At 42.9% G+C, this 17,130-nt stretch carries 16 protein-coding genes; 5 read left to right on the plus strand and 11 right to left on the minus strand.

The window, feature by feature from the left end; all coding sequences use genetic code 11:
• Nucleotides 1–590: 590 nt before the first annotated feature.
• The 4 genes from RMY27_RS08020 to nfi all read right to left on the minus strand — a co-directional run bounded on the left by RMY27_RS08020 (nucleotide 591) and on the right by nfi (nucleotide 4,067).
• Nucleotides 591–2,549 (minus strand): FHA domain-containing protein, encoded by a 1,959-nt coding sequence (locus RMY27_RS08020; protein WP_322662032.1) that lies wholly within the window; start codon nucleotides 2,547–2,549, stop codon nucleotides 591–593.
• A 17-nt stretch (nucleotides 2,550–2,566) separates the two neighbouring features.
• Complete coding sequence (locus tag RMY27_RS08025; RefSeq protein WP_322662034.1) at nucleotides 2,567–2,797, minus strand: hypothetical protein; 231 nt, start codon at nucleotides 2,795–2,797, stop codon at nucleotides 2,567–2,569.
• A complete protein-coding gene (locus RMY27_RS08030; protein ID WP_322662036.1) occupies nucleotides 2,746–3,294 on the minus strand; it encodes an FHA domain-containing protein in 549 nt (182 codons plus the stop codon). The genes RMY27_RS08025 and RMY27_RS08030 overlap by 52 nt, the downstream gene beginning before the upstream one ends.
• Before the next feature lie 107 nt (nucleotides 3,295–3,401).
• Nucleotides 3,402–4,067 carry a deoxyribonuclease V gene (gene nfi, locus RMY27_RS08035; protein ID WP_322662038.1) on the minus strand — a complete coding sequence of 222 codons (666 nt, stop codon included), beginning with the start codon at nucleotides 4,065–4,067 and terminating at the stop codon, nucleotides 3,402–3,404.
• 241 nt (nucleotides 4,068–4,308) lie between these two features.
• Here nfi and RMY27_RS08040 point away from each other — a divergent pair, with 241 nt between their 5' ends.
• From RMY27_RS08040 to RMY27_RS08060, 5 genes are all read left to right on the plus strand, one after another.
• Nucleotides 4,309–4,830 (plus strand): hypothetical protein, encoded by a 522-nt coding sequence (locus RMY27_RS08040; RefSeq protein ID WP_322662040.1) that lies wholly within the window; start codon nucleotides 4,309–4,311, stop codon nucleotides 4,828–4,830.
• Nucleotides 4,831–5,013: 183 nt separating this feature from the next.
• On the plus strand, nucleotides 5,014–6,177 hold the full coding sequence (locus RMY27_RS08045) for a hypothetical protein (RefSeq protein WP_322662042.1): 1,164 nt from the start codon (nucleotides 5,014–5,016) through the stop codon (nucleotides 6,175–6,177).
• 91 nt (nucleotides 6,178–6,268) lie between these two features.
• A complete protein-coding gene (locus RMY27_RS08050) occupies nucleotides 6,269–6,484 on the plus strand; it encodes a type II toxin-antitoxin system HicB family antitoxin (protein WP_322662044.1) in 216 nt (71 codons plus the stop codon).
• Complete coding sequence (locus RMY27_RS08055; protein ID WP_322662045.1) at nucleotides 6,477–6,704, plus strand: type II toxin-antitoxin system HicA family toxin; 228 nt, start codon at nucleotides 6,477–6,479, stop codon at nucleotides 6,702–6,704. Before RMY27_RS08050 ends, RMY27_RS08055 begins: the two co-directional genes overlap by 8 nt.
• 146 nt (nucleotides 6,705–6,850) lie before the next feature.
• Nucleotides 6,851–7,816 carry an aldo/keto reductase gene (locus tag RMY27_RS08060; RefSeq protein WP_322662047.1) on the plus strand — a complete coding sequence of 322 codons (966 nt, stop codon included), beginning with the start codon at nucleotides 6,851–6,853 and terminating at the stop codon, nucleotides 7,814–7,816.
• A 33-nt stretch (nucleotides 7,817–7,849) separates the two neighbouring features.
• Here the strand turns inward: RMY27_RS08060 and RMY27_RS08065 are convergent, their stop codons facing one another.
• The 7 genes from RMY27_RS08065 to purC all read right to left on the minus strand — a co-directional run bounded on the left by RMY27_RS08065 (nucleotide 7,850) and on the right by purC (nucleotide 16,721).
• Nucleotides 7,850–9,115: a DNA cytosine methyltransferase gene (locus RMY27_RS08065; RefSeq protein WP_322662049.1), complete on the minus strand. Its 1,266-nt coding sequence runs from the start codon at nucleotides 9,113–9,115 to the stop codon at nucleotides 7,850–7,852.
• Nucleotides 9,105–10,286 carry a lipid-A-disaccharide synthase gene (lpxB, locus tag RMY27_RS08070; protein WP_322662051.1) on the minus strand — a complete coding sequence of 394 codons (1,182 nt, stop codon included), beginning with the start codon at nucleotides 10,284–10,286 and terminating at the stop codon, nucleotides 9,105–9,107. The genes RMY27_RS08065 and lpxB overlap by 11 nt, the downstream gene beginning before the upstream one ends.
• A 133-nt stretch (nucleotides 10,287–10,419) precedes the next feature.
• Nucleotides 10,420–11,238 (minus strand): acyl-ACP--UDP-N-acetylglucosamine O-acyltransferase, encoded by an 819-nt coding sequence (gene lpxA / locus RMY27_RS08075; protein WP_322662053.1) that lies wholly within the window; start codon nucleotides 11,236–11,238, stop codon nucleotides 10,420–10,422.
• 310 nt (nucleotides 11,239–11,548) lie between these two features.
• A complete protein-coding gene (fabZ, locus tag RMY27_RS08080; RefSeq protein WP_194046775.1) occupies nucleotides 11,549–12,079 on the minus strand; it encodes a 3-hydroxyacyl-ACP dehydratase FabZ in 531 nt (176 codons plus the stop codon).
• 99 nt (nucleotides 12,080–12,178) lie between these two features.
• On the minus strand, nucleotides 12,179–13,099 hold the full coding sequence (gene lpxC / locus RMY27_RS08085) for a UDP-3-O-acyl-N-acetylglucosamine deacetylase (protein WP_322662056.1): 921 nt from the start codon (nucleotides 13,097–13,099) through the stop codon (nucleotides 12,179–12,181).
• A 227-nt stretch (nucleotides 13,100–13,326) separates the two neighbouring features.
• Nucleotides 13,327–15,807, minus strand: coding sequence for a BamA/TamA family outer membrane protein (locus RMY27_RS08090; protein WP_322662058.1), 2,481 nt, complete (start codon nucleotides 15,805–15,807; stop codon nucleotides 13,327–13,329).
• A 176-nt stretch (nucleotides 15,808–15,983) separates the two neighbouring features.
• On the minus strand, nucleotides 15,984–16,721 hold the full coding sequence (gene purC, locus RMY27_RS08095) for a phosphoribosylaminoimidazolesuccinocarboxamide synthase (RefSeq protein WP_322662259.1): 738 nt from the start codon (nucleotides 16,719–16,721) through the stop codon (nucleotides 15,984–15,986).
• Nucleotides 16,722–17,130: the final 409 nt, after the last annotated feature.

Below are 17,130 nucleotides of genomic sequence, written 5' to 3' on the forward strand. Positions count from 1 at the left end.
TATCTCTCATGATATTGACAAACTCCTTCATCTTATGGAATGAAACAGCCCTGCCCTCTGGGGATAAGGGGCGGGGGAAAAGGGTAAAAAAACTCAAAATCCTTTCCCTTTAACATGCACCCTTTTCCCTAAGAGTGCAAAAATATATTTTTGCAAGAGACTCCATGAGCTGCGCTCACAAGGAACAATGAAAATAATCTGGGAATGATTTTGCGTTGTTTCAGCCTCTATTTTTAAGGCAGGTTTAATTTAGAACCAGGGCGAATGGAATTCGCGGCTACACAAACAAAGTCCGCCTGCGCGGACTAAGGAAAAATTGAAGGTTTGAAACCTGCGTAGGTGGGTAAAGCCTTGTGTAGACGCGGTTTCTAACCGCCGATTTTATTCACAATATCAGAGAGTAAGAATTCTGCGTAGGCGTAGCTCGTCGTAGACATCGCCACTTGAACCTCTGAACCTCAACGTTGCGCCTTTTATCCTTGACGTTGCACCTTTTATCCCCGAAGTTGCGCCTTTTATCCTCGAAATTAGGATGCTACTCAAAACAGCCAGATAAATACTCTATCCCTTCTGCCGTCTGCCTCTTAATACTAAGGTGACTGATTTAACACCCACTTCAACCACTGGCTAAAAGAACTTATAGTATTCAACCTTTGAACTCCAGGCGCACGAGCAGCGGACAGTCCATCAACGGCGACTAATGCGGCGTATTGCAAGCCCAAAAAACTATCAACTGCGGCATAAGGACCACCTAAAGTAACCGCTCCCGCAGCATAGATTTGACCTCTATCGCTACGCATTTCTACTAATTCAAAATTGTTCGCTACAGTCAATCGCCCCAAGTGATTCACTGGCAGATTGTAATGTTTTACCAAATCCGCTAAGAGGGGATTGGCATCTATCTTGGCATCCAGTCCGGTAGCATCAACAATAAAATCAGCTAGCAATTTCATTTCCCCAAAGCTTTGCTCTCGGATACGGGTAATAGTCCGGTTTTGGGCATCTCGTTCCACATCCAGCACCTCACCGAAGGTAATTTGATACCAGCCTTCGCTTAACCCTTGGGCAGTAATTTGCTGCCAGTCGTGGCGGTCGGCGGTGGTAGTTCCACCCCAGTCTGCTAGTAGACGCTTGCGTTCATCGGGGGTGGCTTTTTCTAACATTGCCCGGAGTTCGCCGCCCCAACAGGCTTTCGGCCAGTTAAAGGGTTGAAATTCGTAATGATTTTTGACTAGGCGCTGGGTATTTTGAAATTTGTTGCCTTGAGGTTTAGGCGATCGCATTAAATGCAAAACTGCAATATTCCGATTTCGCTTTCTGGCTTCATAAATGCGCTGCACAATCCGCGAAGCCACAATTCCCCGCCCTCGAATCAATACCGTACCACCCTGTTGCTCTAGTTGCTCATAAACATGATCGTGAGCTTCATAAGCATTAACTACAGATTTAAAGTCTTGATATTTTTCTCTATAAGCTTGCAAATCTGGGAGAAACTGAATTGCTGGATACCCAGTAGCTAAATGTAAATAACGACTAACTAAAAAAGCATAATTTCCCGGGCCGCGAGAATAGGCTACGCAATATCTGCCGTCATCAGTTTTGCGAATTACCCTAACTCGCCCATAGCGATAAATTTGATTCCAGCCTATGCGCTTCGTCTCCCTATCTATAGAATCAAAGACATTACCCGCACGGGGAGTATAAGTTTCTGCAAATGTTGGTTCAGCAAAAACTTGCCACAAATACTTGAATGCTGACTTTATCTGTCCCTTGGCTAAGTCTCTCCAAGCTTCACGCAAGGCATAACTAGGCCAACCCCAAATATTATCGGGACAAGAGTCAGAATTAGAACGCAGTCTTTCATATAAGGGAATTTGCGAATTCAGACAGAGGCGTTTGTAACGGGCATAAGGTTCCGCCTCTAATCCCAAAGCTACAATTTTGTCAGCACGCACACCACTAATTCGCAACAAATCAGCCCAAACGAAGCTACCTAATCCCGCCCCGATCGCTAGATAATCAGATTCATCTACTGGTAATCCTGTAGCATGAAGTGCTTGCACAGAGACTTTTTGTGCCTGAAACGCCAATGGTGGGAAATTACTTGCCACGGGCGTTAGCGGCTGAACTACAGGCAAGCTGGGGTCTGGGCGATTGGTATTTGCGTTGAAATGAATCGTTGAAGGGGGACTAGTATCTGGTGCGGGTAAGTTAGCAGCAAATGTCACTGTGATCACATAAGGGCCAATTTGCAACGTATCGCCATTAATTAGAACACTGCGCGTTTGTGGTTGACCATTGACATAGACACCGTTAACGCTACCTTGATCAATCACTACTAAATGATCTTGTTCCCAGTCAATTAGGGCATGGTAGCGAGAAACTTCGTTACTGTTAAGCAGCATCCGAGAAACCCGCACTCCCCTGAGTTCAGCAGGTAAGCGAGCGAATTCTCGACCAAAAGCGATCGGCATATTCAACAGTGGTTCTCGCCGTTCACCCGTCGCTGGTTCTTCCCAACTTAATTGGATTTGTAGATCATTTGTCATTTGTCATTTGTCATTGGTCATTGGTCATTTGTCATTAAATCAAGAGTTAGGAATTCTTCCTCTGCTCCCCTGCTCCCCTGCTCCCCTGCTCCCCTGCTCCCCTGCTCCTCTGCTCCTCTGCTCCCCTGCTCCTCTGCTCCCCTGCTCCCCTGCTCCCCTGCTCCCCTGCTCCCCTGCTCCCCTGCTCCCCCGCTCCCTAATTCTTTGCTACCAACACACTCACAGCCGCAGCTAAAGATGTTCCACACCAATGACAGCCGATTTGTAAATTCTCTCCTGGGGAAACTTTATGACATTTGGGGCATTCTAAGCCATAAACTCCTGGCGGTGGTGCGGGAGGTGTTGCTGAGTGATGGTGATGTCCTAGATTTACTGCTGGATTGGGTGGCAGCAAAATTGTTGTTGGAATGCTACCTGTGGAAACGCTTGTAACATTGAGTTTTATTTGTCCCAAAGTGATACTAGTGCCTTCAGTTAAAGGCATTTCACCTTGGACTAATTGCCGTCCATCGATAACGGGGGGATTTTGCGATCGCAAATTCCTGATATAAAAGCGCTGTTGCTGGTGATGAAAAAATATTTCAACGTGCAGTCCAGACACAGTAGGATGACTCAGAACAATATCGCACCGGAGGGGGTCGCGACCGATGCGGACAGTGCCATGATTTTGACTTGGCTGTTGTTCGTAAATATTTTGAGTTTTATCTTGACCTGCATCGTGCCACTGTAAAGTTAGTGCGTTCATGGTTCTAACTTTCTAAATCGTATTTAGCTACTTCAACTTCTTTCTGTGCGATTCCTAACATGATTGAGTCGGTGGAAGCAAGTATTTAGAAAAAACTTCAACAAGCTTTATTTTGCCGACGCTAATTTATCAGCAATGCGTGTAGTTTCTGGCAGCCGATATTTGGACGTACAGCGCAATACATAGTCAATCGCTGTCGGTAAACTAATTCGATGACCACTGGATATGTACAGAGGTTTTACTCCTGTGCGCGATCGCAAAACTGCCCCAATGGTTTCACCTTTATATATAAGTGGTTGCGTGCTGCCTTTGGTTTCTGGCAATTCCTCATGCTTACCTACTAACCTGGACTTAGCTACACCAATTGTCGGCATATCTATAAGTAACCCTAAATGGCTAGCTATACCTAATCTGCGGGGATGAGCAATTCCTTGGCCATCACACAGAATGATATCTGGTGTTGTGTTAATTTTCTCCAGGGCATCGAGGACGGCTGGGATTTCTCGAAATGAGAGGAACCCAGGAACATAAGGAAAGGTCGTAGGACGATATGCTAGGCTTGTCTCGATTACTTGCAAACCAGGAAAACTCAGCACTGCGACAGCGGCACGGCTAATTGTTCCATCAGCTTCAAAACCCATATCCACCCCAGCAACATACTGGATAGGTTCTTGCAGTTGATCTTCAGTAATTACTTGATTTTGCAGCGTTTCTTGGATAACTATGGCTTCTTCTAGCGTCGAAGGCCAAACATGATCTCGGTAAAACTTCATATTGAAAATTGGAATTAACTGATTAATATTAATCCTGTTAATTTGGCAACCACAAAAACAAGAGTTTTTGATGTTGATACAGGGAAAATATATTTTTGTAAAATTCTGTGAAAGACCATCTTTATACTAAATATTTTAGCCCAGGTTAGCTGATATCTTGCATCACAATGTTACTTAAGGCTGTCAAGAGGGAATCCTGAGAATATAAGCTTATTTTCCTAGATTTTCTCTTGTACTGGTTATGACACAGCCAAATATTCTAAAACTTGCAAAACAGGGAGATGCAGAAGCGATCGCATCTCTGATGAACCGCCACCTACACCCCAAAAGGATCAACGCAAAAGTTGCCTTACAAGATGCTTGCTTAGAGGTAATGCTAGAATCTGCCCAAGTACCAAATCAGCAAATTTTAGTTGCATTTATCCGCAAAGGTTTAACCGCTTTAGGGGCTGCATCTGTTGAAAGAGTCAAAGTTTATGGACAACAAACAGGTAAAGAGTTTCCGGCTTGGAGTAAAGAGTTTGATTTGGGCATGGCAGAAGCTGATTTAGAACCAGTAGATAATGAATATTCTTCTAACAATCCTCAAATTTTAACTATTTGTATTAACTTAAGTGGCGATACTGCACAGGAATTAACAAACCAAGATTTTGAATTTATTGCTAATCAAATCAGCGCGGATATTTTATCATCTTGTACTGACGTTTTTATTCAAAAAGTAAGTATTAGTAATGGTAGCTCTGTGATTACAAAAGAACGTTAGTATTTAATTTGTCTTACATAATTATGTAGAAAACAGTCTCCAATCTGGCTTTTTACAAGAGATATAATAAATCTAACTAAACTTTAAATACAAGAATAAAAAAGTCTGAAAATGTTTTTTATAGGTGTAAAGAGGGAATCATAATATAGACAATAAATAATTTATCTTTTGCATTTATAGGTTATGACGCAGCCGAATAATCAGGAAGTTGTTAAGCAAAAAACACAAAACTTTTACTGGCCATTATGGTTTCCTTATCCTAGCTCTTGGTTAAAAGCATTGATTTTGACTATATTTTTGAGAGTTATTATATTTATAGTCAAAAATACTGGAAAGCTAGGCTATGATATCGTATATTTTGCACACAGTTTGCAATTATTTATTATATTTACAATATTGTTAATCTTATCTCCAATTCCTATAATTTCTTTGACTCATCATTGCTTACACTTACTTATTAGTCGGTTTATATCAGAAATTCAAGCACCCGAAATAGGTAAAACACAAGGATTATTACCAGGAATAATGAGTTGGTGGGAAGGATTGTACGCTTGGCTTGTAATTGTAATTTCTATACTGATAGCAGCGTTCTTTTCTACAATAGTTCTACCATTATTTTATTCTAGCTTCGATAGACAAATTGAATATTATACACAAATACAAAACATCAATAATAATATAGGATTAATATTTGGGTTATTCTATATTTTTGCTAGTGCACTAATTTATCAAATTGAATATTTAGTAAAATATCGAATAATATCTGCTTATTCTGGCAATAAACAAAAAAATACATATGAATCAAACATTAATTTAGAAACAGAGAGAGAACTCAATAAATTGCGTGGCAAAATGGGATTAAACACAATAAAATCAAATATTTCATTGAGCAAGGGGCAAAATACAATTATCGAGCTTCGACGGAAGTCTCGTAATTTAAATAAAAAGTTATTGATCATTTTTATAATATTTTCGATTCCTCTAGGAATATACTTTTCTTCAAGATTTTCAGAAATACTCCCTCTAACTTCTAAAAGTTCAACGCAAATCCCATCAAAGTCTGTATTAGTTACACCCTCACCAGTGACTTCAGAATCGCCGACTGTGTTACTCCAAACTGATACATTCCGAGAGGCAGTAAGTAAAGCGATTAATGCAGCTAACCTGACTCAATCAGCAAAATCTTCAGATGAGTGGAAGACAGTTGTGAGTCATTGGGAAGGTGCGATCGCACTTATGAAATTCGTGCCATCTTCTAGCCCAAATTATGTAGTAGCTCAACAAAAAATCAAAGAATATCAAAAAAATCTTAACTACGCCGAAAAAAATGCCGTCGCTGGCAAGTAACGCGATCGCACCTCAAAGCTAAACTAGAAAAAGGAGTGCGTTGCTTGCCGCCGTAGGCATCGCTCAACTATCCCTATCAAAATAAAATTCTATGAAGACCAAAACATTAACTGCCATTCTTCACAAAGAAGAAGATATGTATGTTGCTGAATGTCCTGAAGTCGGCACAGTTGACCAAGGTGAAACAATTGAAGAAGCTCTTGCTAATCTTAAAGAAGCTACAAGGCTATATTTAGAAGAATGTCCTTTGCTCGATACTGATACTAATCCGAGATTTGTAACGAGTATAGAGGTCAACTATGCCTAGATTGCCAAGAATATCAGGCAGTGAGGCAATTCGTGCATTAGAGCGTTTAGGATTTATTCAAACTAGACAAACTGGTAGTCATGTTGTGCTTAAAAAACCAACTCTCGAAGGAGAAATTGTTTGTGTTCTACCACTCCACCGCGAGTTAAAAGTTGGTACACTCAGTGGTGTTCTGAAGCTAGCAAAGGTTACACCAGAAGAGTTTATAGAAAATTTGTAAGCGCGTAAGCGTAGCCCGTCGTAGACATCCTCTTATTTTTACCTATCCTGATAGAATGTGATGGATTTATCCTTTAGAAGGATATCCGGTTAATTCTCCCTAACTAAAATTTTATAATAAAAGTTATTTCGCACCCGAAGCCAATCATGACAGAAGGAAAAACGCGGCGTAATTTCCTAATTACTAGCATTGCTGTAACTGGAGGTATTGTGGCAACTAATGCTTTTGAGCAAAATACTACCAACACTGCAACACCGCCAGCAACTATCCCAGAACGGTTACTGGGACGCACGCAAGTAAAACTCCCGATCTTCGGGTTAGGAGGAGCAGGACAAACGCCGTTATCCTGGGAAGGAAAAGAGGGTGATGCTACAGCAATTATTCAAAGAGCGCTAGAACTTGGCATTCGCTACTTTGATACAGCCGCTAGTTATGGGCCGAGTGAAGATTATTTAGGCAAAGTGCTACCACCCCATCGCTCAAAGGTGTTTTTAACAAGCAAGACGGATCAAAGAGATCGGGATGGTGCATGGCGAGAATTGGAGCGATCGCTTAAACGTCTCAATACAGATTATCTCGATTTGTGGCAGTTGCATCACGTTTCTTTTTCGGAAGAACTCGACACCATCTTTAGTGCATCTGGTGCAATTAAAGCCTTAGAAGAAGCCATAGAACAAAAATTGGTGCGGTTTGCAGGTATTACTGGACATCACGACCCTCAAGTGATTGCTGAAGGGTTACGTCGCTATCCTTTCCACACTACACTGATTCCTGTGAATGCCGCCGATAAACACCACCCACGTCCATTTATCCCAGTAGTTTTACCAGTTGCTCAAGAAAAAAATGTCGGTGTGATTGCGATGAAAGTCCCGGCTTATGGTCGGCTGTTTAAATCAGGTGGGTTGACAGGTATGGAGCAAGCTTTAGGTTACACAATGTCTCAGCCTGGAGTTCATTGTTGTGTAATTGCCACAGAAACAATTGCACAATTAGAGAATAATGTCAATATAGCGCGGGCTTTTGTGCCTCTGAAGGAGCAAGAATTAACAGCGATCGCTCAACGGGCTGCTAATGTCTGGGAAGATAGTACATTCTTCCGTGCTTGGACTTAGCCTAACTTGCACGTAGTACAAAGTGTATTTTTACTAATCACGCTGATAATATTGTGCCGCTTGCGACATATTAAATTGTAATAGCTTCTCCTCTGGCAACGTGTAGCTCAAACCCGGCTTAAAAGGCAAAATATTCAAACTGCGAATAATTTCTGACGCTACAGCCTTTGCTAGTAATGGTGGTACAGAGTTACCAACTTGTCGAAAACCGTGCCATTTGGTTACATGAAATCTAAACCAATCGGGGTAAGAATGCAATCTCGCCGCTTCCCTAACGGTGATACAGCGGGGCGTAGATGGATGAATCGGTCTAGGAGATGTGAAAGAACCCCTGTACTTATCTGTTCCGGCTCTTAAAGTATTACAGACACCACCAGGATGTAGCTTATGAAAACGACTAATTTTTTCTCTATCGCCTTGTTGAGTCTCCTGAAAACGTTTAACAGTTTCCGCAGAATGTTTGGTTCTTAAACTTGAAGAAAGTATTCGCAAATCATATTCTCGTTTGTAAGAATAATCATCATCTAGGCATTTGATACCGCGAAGTACAACACCATAATTACTAGGCTTTTCGTAGTCTGCAACAACCCAATCTCTTGTTAGCAACTCTGGATATTTTTCTATTTCAGGTAAATCTCCAATTGCATCCCATACTGTAGGACTCGATGGAATGTCAGATATTATTTTTGAATTTAAATTATTTAGTAATGTTTGTTTAGTAATCGGCTGAGGATATTTCGGTAACTCTACATCCTCTCTTGCACCTATAAGAAATAATCTCTCACGGGACTGTGGTACTCCGTAATTTGCAGCGTTGAGAATTTGGTAATTTTCTTCTACCTTATAGCCGTGAATTTTAAACTCGCTAATTAATCTTTGGAGGATTTGTTTATGTTCGCCAACTGTAATTCCCCGGACATTTTCCATCACAAAGAATTTTGGTTTTAGCTCAAAAACCAGCCGATGAAAGTGAAACACCAAAGAATTTCGGGGATCGTCAACAACTCGTTTACCAATTAGAGAAAAACCTTGACATGGTGAGCCACATATTACCACATCAATTTCGCGATCGCCAATTTCAGACCGACTCCTAATTTCTTCCCCGGTAGTATCCACAACACTCTTACATAACACTGAGCAATAAGGAAAGTTAAACTCATGTGTTGCACAGTGGATCGGATCGATTTCCACAGAGGCTAGCACATCAAAACCAGCTTGCTCAAAGCCAAGAGTCATACCGCCCGCGCCAGCAAATAAGTCAACTGCGATCGCTCTTTGTTTTTTCATCTCATAAGCCATGACACCTCAATATATTTGGTCGCATTTGCAAAATTTCTTGAGCAGCGCGATCGCAAACCCCAACTTCTCCTAAACTTTGCCGCATTTCTTCATAATCTAGCAAAGTTTGCTCTCTGCGACTGGGATTGAGTAGCAGTTCCATCGCTGCTTGGGTAATATTTTCTGCTGTGGCTTGCTCTTGTAAAAATTCTGGCACAATCGGCTTCATCACTACTAAATTAGGTGGCGATGCGAAGGTTATTGAACCTTTGAGAATTTTCCGAGCTATCCACGCAGTCAGACGACTGAGACGATAAACTACAACCTGTGGCACATTTAACAGAGCCAGTTCTAGATTGACAGTACCAGATTTGCTAATGGCTAAATCAGCAGCGGCAAAAACTTCCATTTGTTGACCTGATATAACTGTCGCCCGTAAACCATAACGCTTAATAGCCTCTTCGATTGGCTGTCTATAGACTTCTAGCGATAGGGGAATCCAGAAACGAACTTCAGGTAATTTAGCTTGAATAGTTTGGGCAGCTTGAAAAATTACTGGTAAAAGATATTTTAGTTCTTGGCGGCGAGAGGCGGGGAGGAGTGCGATCGCAATTTCTTCTGGAGCAATCCCCAGTGTTGCACGAGCTGCTTCCCTACTAGGAGCATCTTGCATTCGGTCAACCAAAGGATGTCCCACCCAACTAACTTTTGCGCCTTTCTCGCGAAAGTAACGGGCTTCTTGTGGAAAGATTGCCAACAGCTTATCTGTAAAACCAATAATTCGGTTAGTTCTCCGCAAACTTATTGACCAAGCCCACTCTTGGGGAGCAATGTAATACACCACAGGTACATCTGGCAGATGCTGTTTCATATAAGTCCCAATTTCCAGATTGGGAGTCATATAATCGATTAGCACTACCAAGTCAGGTGGATTTTGTTTTAGGGAGGCGATCGCCTGACGTTGCACCTGAAGAGTCGGTAAAACATAAGGTAGCCCTTCTAGAATACCCATTGAGCCAATACTACTGGTATTTCCCAGCAAAATTGCCCCAGCCTCTACCATTTTTTCGCCACCCAGCGCCACAATTTCTAATTCCAACCCAATCGCCGCAGCTTGACGCTTCAGCGCTGAAATTAGTAGCGACCCTTGTAAATCGCCAGATACTTCGCCAGTGCTGATAAATATCCGCATTTGATAATTAAAGTTAGGAGTTAGGAATTAAAAGTGAGGAATTAAAAGTGAAGAGTTAGGAATGAGGAGTGAAGAGTTAAAAAATGTAATTTATCAACTCATAACTCATAACTCCTAACTCCTAACTCCTAACTCACGATTCATCACTTGCGCTTTTTTTCCCTTTACAGGGAATTAAACCACGTCTTCCAGGCATCTGAGAAAGTAGAAGGAAGCGTCGCAGATGCTGCAATTCTTCGCTATCTCCTAACAATTCCAACTGTTCCAAAGCATCCTTAAAAGACAAATCAGAACGGTAGAGAATGCGGAAGGCTTTTTTCAGCATTTGTAAATCTGCTGAGTCCATACCAGACCGTTTGAGTCCGACAAGATTGAGGGTTCGCACCCGCGCTGGATTTCCCTCCACCAGCATATATGGGGCCACATCACGGTCAATACGTGCCATACCTCCCACCATTGCTTGTCTACCAATATGCACAAATTGGTGGACACCTAAAACCCCACTTAGCCTAGCGCGTGATTCTATATGGACATGACCAGCCAACGCCACAGAGTTAGCAATCACTACTTGGTCTTCAATGACGCAGTTATGAGCCACATGGACATAAGCCATCAAAAGATTACCATCGCCAATTACCGTCGCTTCACCAGCACCGGTAGCGCGGTTAATGGTAACGTACTCACGAATCAAGTTGTTATCACCAATTTTGACCCAGGTTGGTTCTCCTACAAACTTCAGATCCTGGGGTTCCATGCCGATGGCTGCACCTGTAAAAATCTGATTTTGCGCCCCAATTTCACAAGGTCCCTCTAGTACTGCATGAGCGCCGATTATTGTTTCAGGGCCCACTTTGACATGCGCTCCAATCACAGCATAGGCACCGACTTGCACTGTATGGTGGAGTTCCGATTTCGGATGAATTACAGCAGTTGGATGAATTAGCGTTTTCAAGGGTGAATCTCCAGAACTGTCTTAATAATCCAGCGCCAGGCGGTTTTTTTGAGGCAGCGCGTTACTCTGGTTAAAAGAGTTGTACCGACTACCGCCCCATTGGGGCGACTGGCGTTGTTGAGCGTGAAATATTTCAGTGAACAAAAGTGTCGGTCAAAGCAAGTTAAGTGTGTTTGTGAGTGCGTCTCGTAGAGAGGGCGGCGAAAATCAAGAAATTATCAGATGCTGTTGTGGATTTTTTAACTGTTATCCTTTTTTAGGATTCAGTAGGGGCATTTCACGGCTATGCCCGTACCACGAAAGCAAACTTTTAGCTAACTAAAGAAAACATTAATTCTCCTTCACAAGCAAGTTGACCATCAACTTCGGCACGACCTTGCATCTTACCGAAACGACGTTGTTTTACCCATAACAGTTCCACCGTCATTACTAGTTGATCCCCCGGCACGACCTGGCGACGAAAGCGAACTTTATCGATACCAGCGAAGACGAACAGCCCGCCTTCTACCGAAGACATTTGAGTTAGGACAATGCCTCCAACTTGTGCCATTGCTTCAACAATTAGCACCCCTGGCATCAGTGGACGTTCAGGGAAATGTCCTTGAAAATGGGGTTCGTTGATAGTGACATTTTTAACCCCAACAGCTTTTTTACCTGGTACGTAGTCAATGATTTTGTCTACAAGTAAAAATGGGTAGCGATGGGGTAGCAATTTCTGAATTTCTTCAGATGTGAAAGTTGTTTTAATCTCAGAACTGATTGTAATCTCATTTATACCCTGTGGTTCGGTAGATGTAGGTGTAGTCGTATCGATGGTATTTACTTCAGTGAGGATTGACATTGGCCGTGTAGTTGATTTTTTATCTAAAAGTTGAGTAGGCAGGCGTATATCCAAAGCCTTAATGAATCCTGGATGAAAACTTTAGATCAAATCTACAATCTAAAATCGTTCGACTGAGCGACTTGTGCCGAGCATCTCGACTTGGCCCGATGGAACCGGAGGCGAGGTAAGCCGAAGTCCAAAATCTAAAATTTTCTGAGCCAGTTGAATGTGTAAATTATGGCTGGCTTTATACGCTAAAAAATGAGCACGAGGAAAAGTTCCTAGTAAACTCAAATCTCCTACTAAATCCAAGATTTTATGACGGACTGGCTCATTTGCAAATCTCAACGGTGGATTTAGCCAGCCTTCTGGGCCACAAACGAGTGCATTATCCAAACTGCCACCTTTAATTAATCCTGTTTTTTGTAAGTGTTCAATTTGGTGTAGTAACCCAAAAGTACGCGCAGGAGCAATTTCCGCAGCAAAGCTAGCAGATGCTTTTCCTAGTTCAGCGGTTAGTGACCAACTATGCCATTGATTACCAATAGCGGGCAGGTCAAAATCAATACCGTAACTAAAGCGGGTTTCTGGTGCTGGGAGGGCACATACAAAGGCATCCCCTTGATAGACCCATATTGGTTCTGTAATAGCTAAGGGAACTTGGTTGTTAGCGGGTTGTGAGACTAAGCCAACTTGGGCAATATTGGCTGTCCACACACTTGCTGAACCATCTAAAAGTGGGACTTCTGGACCATCAATTTCAATTCGGGCATTATCCACGCCCATACTTGAAAGTGCTGCCAATATATGCTCTACCGTGCGAACATATACCTCACCCTTACCCAACTGAGTTGAGAGAACAGTGTGACTAACTGCTGCAACTTGGGCTGGAACGATCGGCAAATCCGGTAAATCCACCCGCACAAAGTAGCGTCCACTTCCCGCCTCGGCTGGTAATATCCGCACTTGGGTATTCACACCGCTATGCAGTCCCACCCCTATTTGGGTGATTTGGGCTGCTAGAGTGTGCTGTTGCATAGCCTAAAAGTCAATATATTTCCTTTAGTATTGTTCATCGTCTGTTTTGGCAAACTCCCTGATATTCCCTGAAAAATGTCATTAATCCCTTTATCGGAACAGTATTGAGGTAAATGTAAAAATTAGCAAGCTAATTTAGAAAGAGAATTGTCATTAGTCCTTTGTGATTCACTAATGATCAATACTTCGACTACGCTCAGTACAAGTGACCAATGACTAATGACTAATTAAAATCTTTCGCCAATACCGAAATTAATCCGGCTATCACCATCATCGTTGATACCGTAATCAATCCGAATCGGCCCCAGTGGAGACTGGACGCGAACGCCAAGACCATAACCATAGCCACTGCCATTTTTGTTCAATACTTCAGCAGCCCTAGTACTAGTTCCCAGGTCACTGCCGAGATCAAAAAATAGTGCGCCGCTAACTACTGAAAAAACTGGAAAGCGATACTCAACTGATGCTTGCACATAAGAGCGTCCACTACCTAATGCTCCTTCTTCATAACCCCGAACGGAGTTGCTACCCCCAAGGGTAAAAGCTTCGTAGGGAGGCAAGTCACCGAGGATAGTTCCTGCTTGCAAGTTAAATGCTAAGGTTTGTGCCCCTTTGCTGAGGTTAATCAGCTTAAGGGGTAAATATTGGCTGTAGCTACCCCGCAATCTGGTGAGGAAGATGTTGCCTAGCCCCACAGGGACTGACTGATCGACTCCAAAGCGGAGATAAGAACCACTAGTGGGTTGCAGGGGATTATTACGGAGATCGCGCTGTGCCCCCACTTGCAACAGTAGTAAATCGTCTTGGCCGCTGCTAGAGAGGGTCAGTGGAATTTCATCACTCAGGCGGTTTCCAGTATCATCATCAAATACCGCTCCTGTTTTTCTCAGATTGCCATCAGCATCACGGGCGGAAACTCGTTGATACTGTAAACCCGCTGAGGCAGTCCAGACAGAAGTTTTATAAGGATTGGCAGACAGGGGACGGGTAAAGGTGACACCACCACCTAGACGGAGAATGCGGGGGCGATCCTGAGAATCTACATCCGTGGGATTACCCGGATCAAACGTCCTAATGTCTTCATCTTTACCATCGAAAATCAACGAAATAGAACTGCGACGGAAAATATTGGTTGTGTAGGAAGTCCGGTAAGGATCTCCTGCGATCCAGGGGTCGGTAAACCGCAAGTCAAACAGCAGTTCTCGTTCTCCTACTTGTATTTCTGTCCCCAGTTTTTGGTTCCTACCATTCAGGTTTTGTTGTTGATAGCTAACTGTTCCAAAAAGTCCGCTAGCAGAACTAATCCCTGCCCCAGCCGCAATAGAACCGCTGCTGCGTTCAGCTACATTCACTACTACATCCACCTTGCTGGGGTCGGTACCAGGGTCAAGGGATACATTCACATCTTCAAACAGTCCCAGTCCATACACGCGCTGTAGGTCTTTTTGTACTGTGTTGCGATTGAATACTTGTCCTGGCTTCAACTCCACTTCTCGGGTAATGATGTACTCCTGTGTCCGTCCGCGAATTGGTTGTCCTTTCTCGTCTGTTTCCTGACCATCTTTATTACGGAACCGGACTCTAATATTCTCTACTACCCCTTCTGCTACTTGTAAGGTAACAACTCCGCTTTCAGAAACTTGTGGCGCTCCAATCACGTTGGCTAGGACGTAACCTTGATCTTGATACCGCTTGTTTAACTGCTTGATGCCTTCTTGCAAGTCACGCAAATTGAGAATTTTGCCATACTGCTCCTTAAAGACTTCATCCACAGTATTAGCTGGGAGCACAGAAGCAACACCAGTGCCAGGATTGGCTTGCACTTCTACTTTGCTGAGGACGGGATTAGGTTGGACAACAAAGCTTACCCGCACTCCCAAGGGGGTATCTTCTGGCGCTGCTTGGACGTTGGAGAAGAAGCCAGTACCAAAGATGGCGTTAATATCTTCTTGCAGTTGGCTGCGGGTGGTTGTTTGTCCTGGTTGGGTACGAATTACTCTGTAAACTTGGCTTTCCAGTTCTGGTGATAGTTGGCCAGCCTGGGATCTAACTACTACTTCCGATACCAGTACACGGGGATCGTTGGCTTCTGGGGCTGTGTTGGGTTGAGTACTGCCCGGAGTTGTCGGTGGGTTAACATTCTGCGGACTAGGAGTAGTGCCTGGGAATGGCGCAGGTGTTCTTGGTTGACTAGGTGGGAGGGGAATGTCTGGAGCGGTTGATGGTTCGGGAGTTGTCGGTAATAAAGGTTCCGTTGTCGGTGGATTGACATTTTCTGGGACTGGAGTGGTCTCAGGAGTTGGAGCAGGCGTTGGTTCTTGAATTTCTGGCGGTGGAATATCTGGAGCCGGAGATGGCTGTTGAGTAGGGCTAGGATTGATTTCAGGGGTTTGTGCAGTTGTTGGCGTTGTGGAGGTTGGCACAATTACCTTTGGGGTCGCGATCGCTGCTGGATTGGCAGGGTAAATTGCGACGACGCGGGATTGGGGAAGCTCCGCCTCTATAACTCCTGTGGATTTAGGTCGAGATTCTAAACTTTTACTAGAGTTAACCTGACCAGTGTCCTTTTCTGGCTGCTGATTTGTTTCTAGTGTCAAAACTTCTGTTGTCTGTTTTGAACTGTTGGCGGTTTCTGCATTTGCACTCAATGAGCCACCCAAAGGGGCTGCAATTGCTACTGCTGCCAGCAATACGGGAGATAAACGCATTTTACTTATATTCCTCTTCACGACCACACACACACCATCACAAGGCAATAATGCCCTTATGCCAAAGGTAAAATTTCAAAACATAATTTTTTTCTTTTGCTTTTTTACTTTACAAGGCAAAAGGCAAAAGGCAAAAGTTAAATATAATTCCTTCTCACCTTTTGGTTTTTACCTGGTTAACTTGTAGTTTCTACTGCTTTTAGCACTCTTTGTAAAACCTCCTGGTAAGCATCCTCTACATTTCCTAAGTCTCGGCGAAAGCGATCTTTGTCCATTACTCGACGATTTGAGTCCTTTTCTGTGGTATCCCATAAACGACAGGTGTCGGGGCTAATTTCATCTGCCAAGAGCAAATGCTGTTGTGAATCCAAACCAAACTCTAGTTTGAAGTCTACTAGGGTAATGCCACATCGCTGCCAAAAGTTATTCAGAAATTCATTGATTTGCAATGCAAGATGTGTAATTGCGTCTACTTGTTCCGCAGTCGCTAGTTCTAGCAGGTACAGGCGATCGCGTGTCAACAAAGGATCTCCTAACTGATCGTTTTTATAATAGAACTCAACCAAAGGCTGTTTCAGAATTGTACCCACTGGTAAACCTGTTTGCTGACACAGACTGCCAGCAGCAATATTTCTGATCACTACTTCTAAGGGTAAAATCTTTACTGCCCTCACCCGCATTTGATTCGGGGCAGGGCTGTCGATAAAGTGAGTCTTTATACCATAAGCCTCCAACTGTTTAAAAAGCTGGCTGGAAATGCTACAATTAATTTTTCCTTTCCCTTCGATGTTGCCACGCTTTTGGGCGTTAAACGCCGTGGCATCGTCCTTAAAATCAGCCAACAAGACTTCTGGATCGTCCGTTGTATAAAGAATTTTTGCTTTGCCTTCGTATAATTTGGAATTAACAGACATGGTGGCAGGTAATGTTTTAGGCGATGGACATAAAGTCGTCCTTTGAGGCTTCACCATTTTATCTTTAGTTATTAACTATTAGCCATTGGTGACTATTTAAGACGAAACAGGGGCAGGGTTAAATAAGTAATAACTAATACCCAGACCAATTTTCTCTGCTTGATCGCTGCTTAATAGCCAGTTGCCAAAGATTTGGAATTAAATCTCTAACTTTTAATAGAGGACAATTAGCTTTTGTATATAGTATGTTTGCCTAAGTAGTTTTACGATCAAAATTGTATTTTTTTTAAAAAAATAAAGCTGCTAGTACATACTGATATGTGATAATAATTTGTACCTCAAGGTTTTGACTAAAGCTAATTACAATTTGAACTTCATAAATTAAGATGAGATAAATTGACAACCGGGA

Origin of the sequence: Nostoc sp. DedQUE09 (genome assembly GCF_034530915.1) — a bacterium.
GTDB lineage: Bacteria > Cyanobacteriota > Cyanobacteriia > Cyanobacteriales > Nostocaceae > Nostoc.

What these genes read in the sequence shown, in the direction of transcription:
- RMY27_RS08060 (WP_322662047.1), top strand. Translation starts at nt 6,851, where the DNA reads ATGACAGAAGGAAAAACGCGGCGTAATTTCCTAATTACTAGCATTGCT.
- fabZ (WP_194046775.1), bottom strand. Translation starts at nt 12,079, where the DNA reads ATGTCAATCCTCACTGAAGTAAATACCATCGATACGACTACACCTACA.
- lpxB (WP_322662051.1), bottom strand. Translation starts at nt 10,286, where the DNA reads ATGCGGATATTTATCAGCACTGGCGAAGTATCTGGCGATTTACAAGGG.
- RMY27_RS08050 (WP_322662044.1), top strand. Translation starts at nt 6,269, where the DNA reads ATGAAGACCAAAACATTAACTGCCATTCTTCACAAAGAAGAAGATATG.
- purC (WP_322662259.1), bottom strand. Translation starts at nt 16,721, where the DNA reads ATGTCTGTTAATTCCAAATTATACGAAGGCAAAGCAAAAATTCTTTAT.
- lpxC (WP_322662056.1), bottom strand. Translation starts at nt 13,099, where the DNA reads ATGCAACAGCACACTCTAGCAGCCCAAATCACCCAAATAGGGGTGGGA.
- RMY27_RS08045 (WP_322662042.1), top strand. Translation starts at nt 5,014, where the DNA reads ATGACGCAGCCGAATAATCAGGAAGTTGTTAAGCAAAAAACACAAAAC.
- RMY27_RS08030 (WP_322662036.1), bottom strand. Translation starts at nt 3,294, where the DNA reads ATGAACGCACTAACTTTACAGTGGCACGATGCAGGTCAAGATAAAACT.
- nfi (WP_322662038.1), bottom strand. Translation starts at nt 4,067, where the DNA reads ATGAAGTTTTACCGAGATCATGTTTGGCCTTCGACGCTAGAAGAAGCC.
- RMY27_RS08040 (WP_322662040.1), top strand. Translation starts at nt 4,309, where the DNA reads ATGACACAGCCAAATATTCTAAAACTTGCAAAACAGGGAGATGCAGAA.
- RMY27_RS08055 (WP_322662045.1), top strand. Translation starts at nt 6,477, where the DNA reads ATGCCTAGATTGCCAAGAATATCAGGCAGTGAGGCAATTCGTGCATTA.
- RMY27_RS08065 (WP_322662049.1), bottom strand. Translation starts at nt 9,115, where the DNA reads ATGGCTTATGAGATGAAAAAACAAAGAGCGATCGCAGTTGACTTATTT.
- RMY27_RS08020 (WP_322662032.1), bottom strand. Translation starts at nt 2,549, where the DNA reads ATGACAAATGATCTACAAATCCAATTAAGTTGGGAAGAACCAGCGACG.
- RMY27_RS08090 (WP_322662058.1), bottom strand. Translation starts at nt 15,807, where the DNA reads ATGCGTTTATCTCCCGTATTGCTGGCAGCAGTAGCAATTGCAGCCCCT.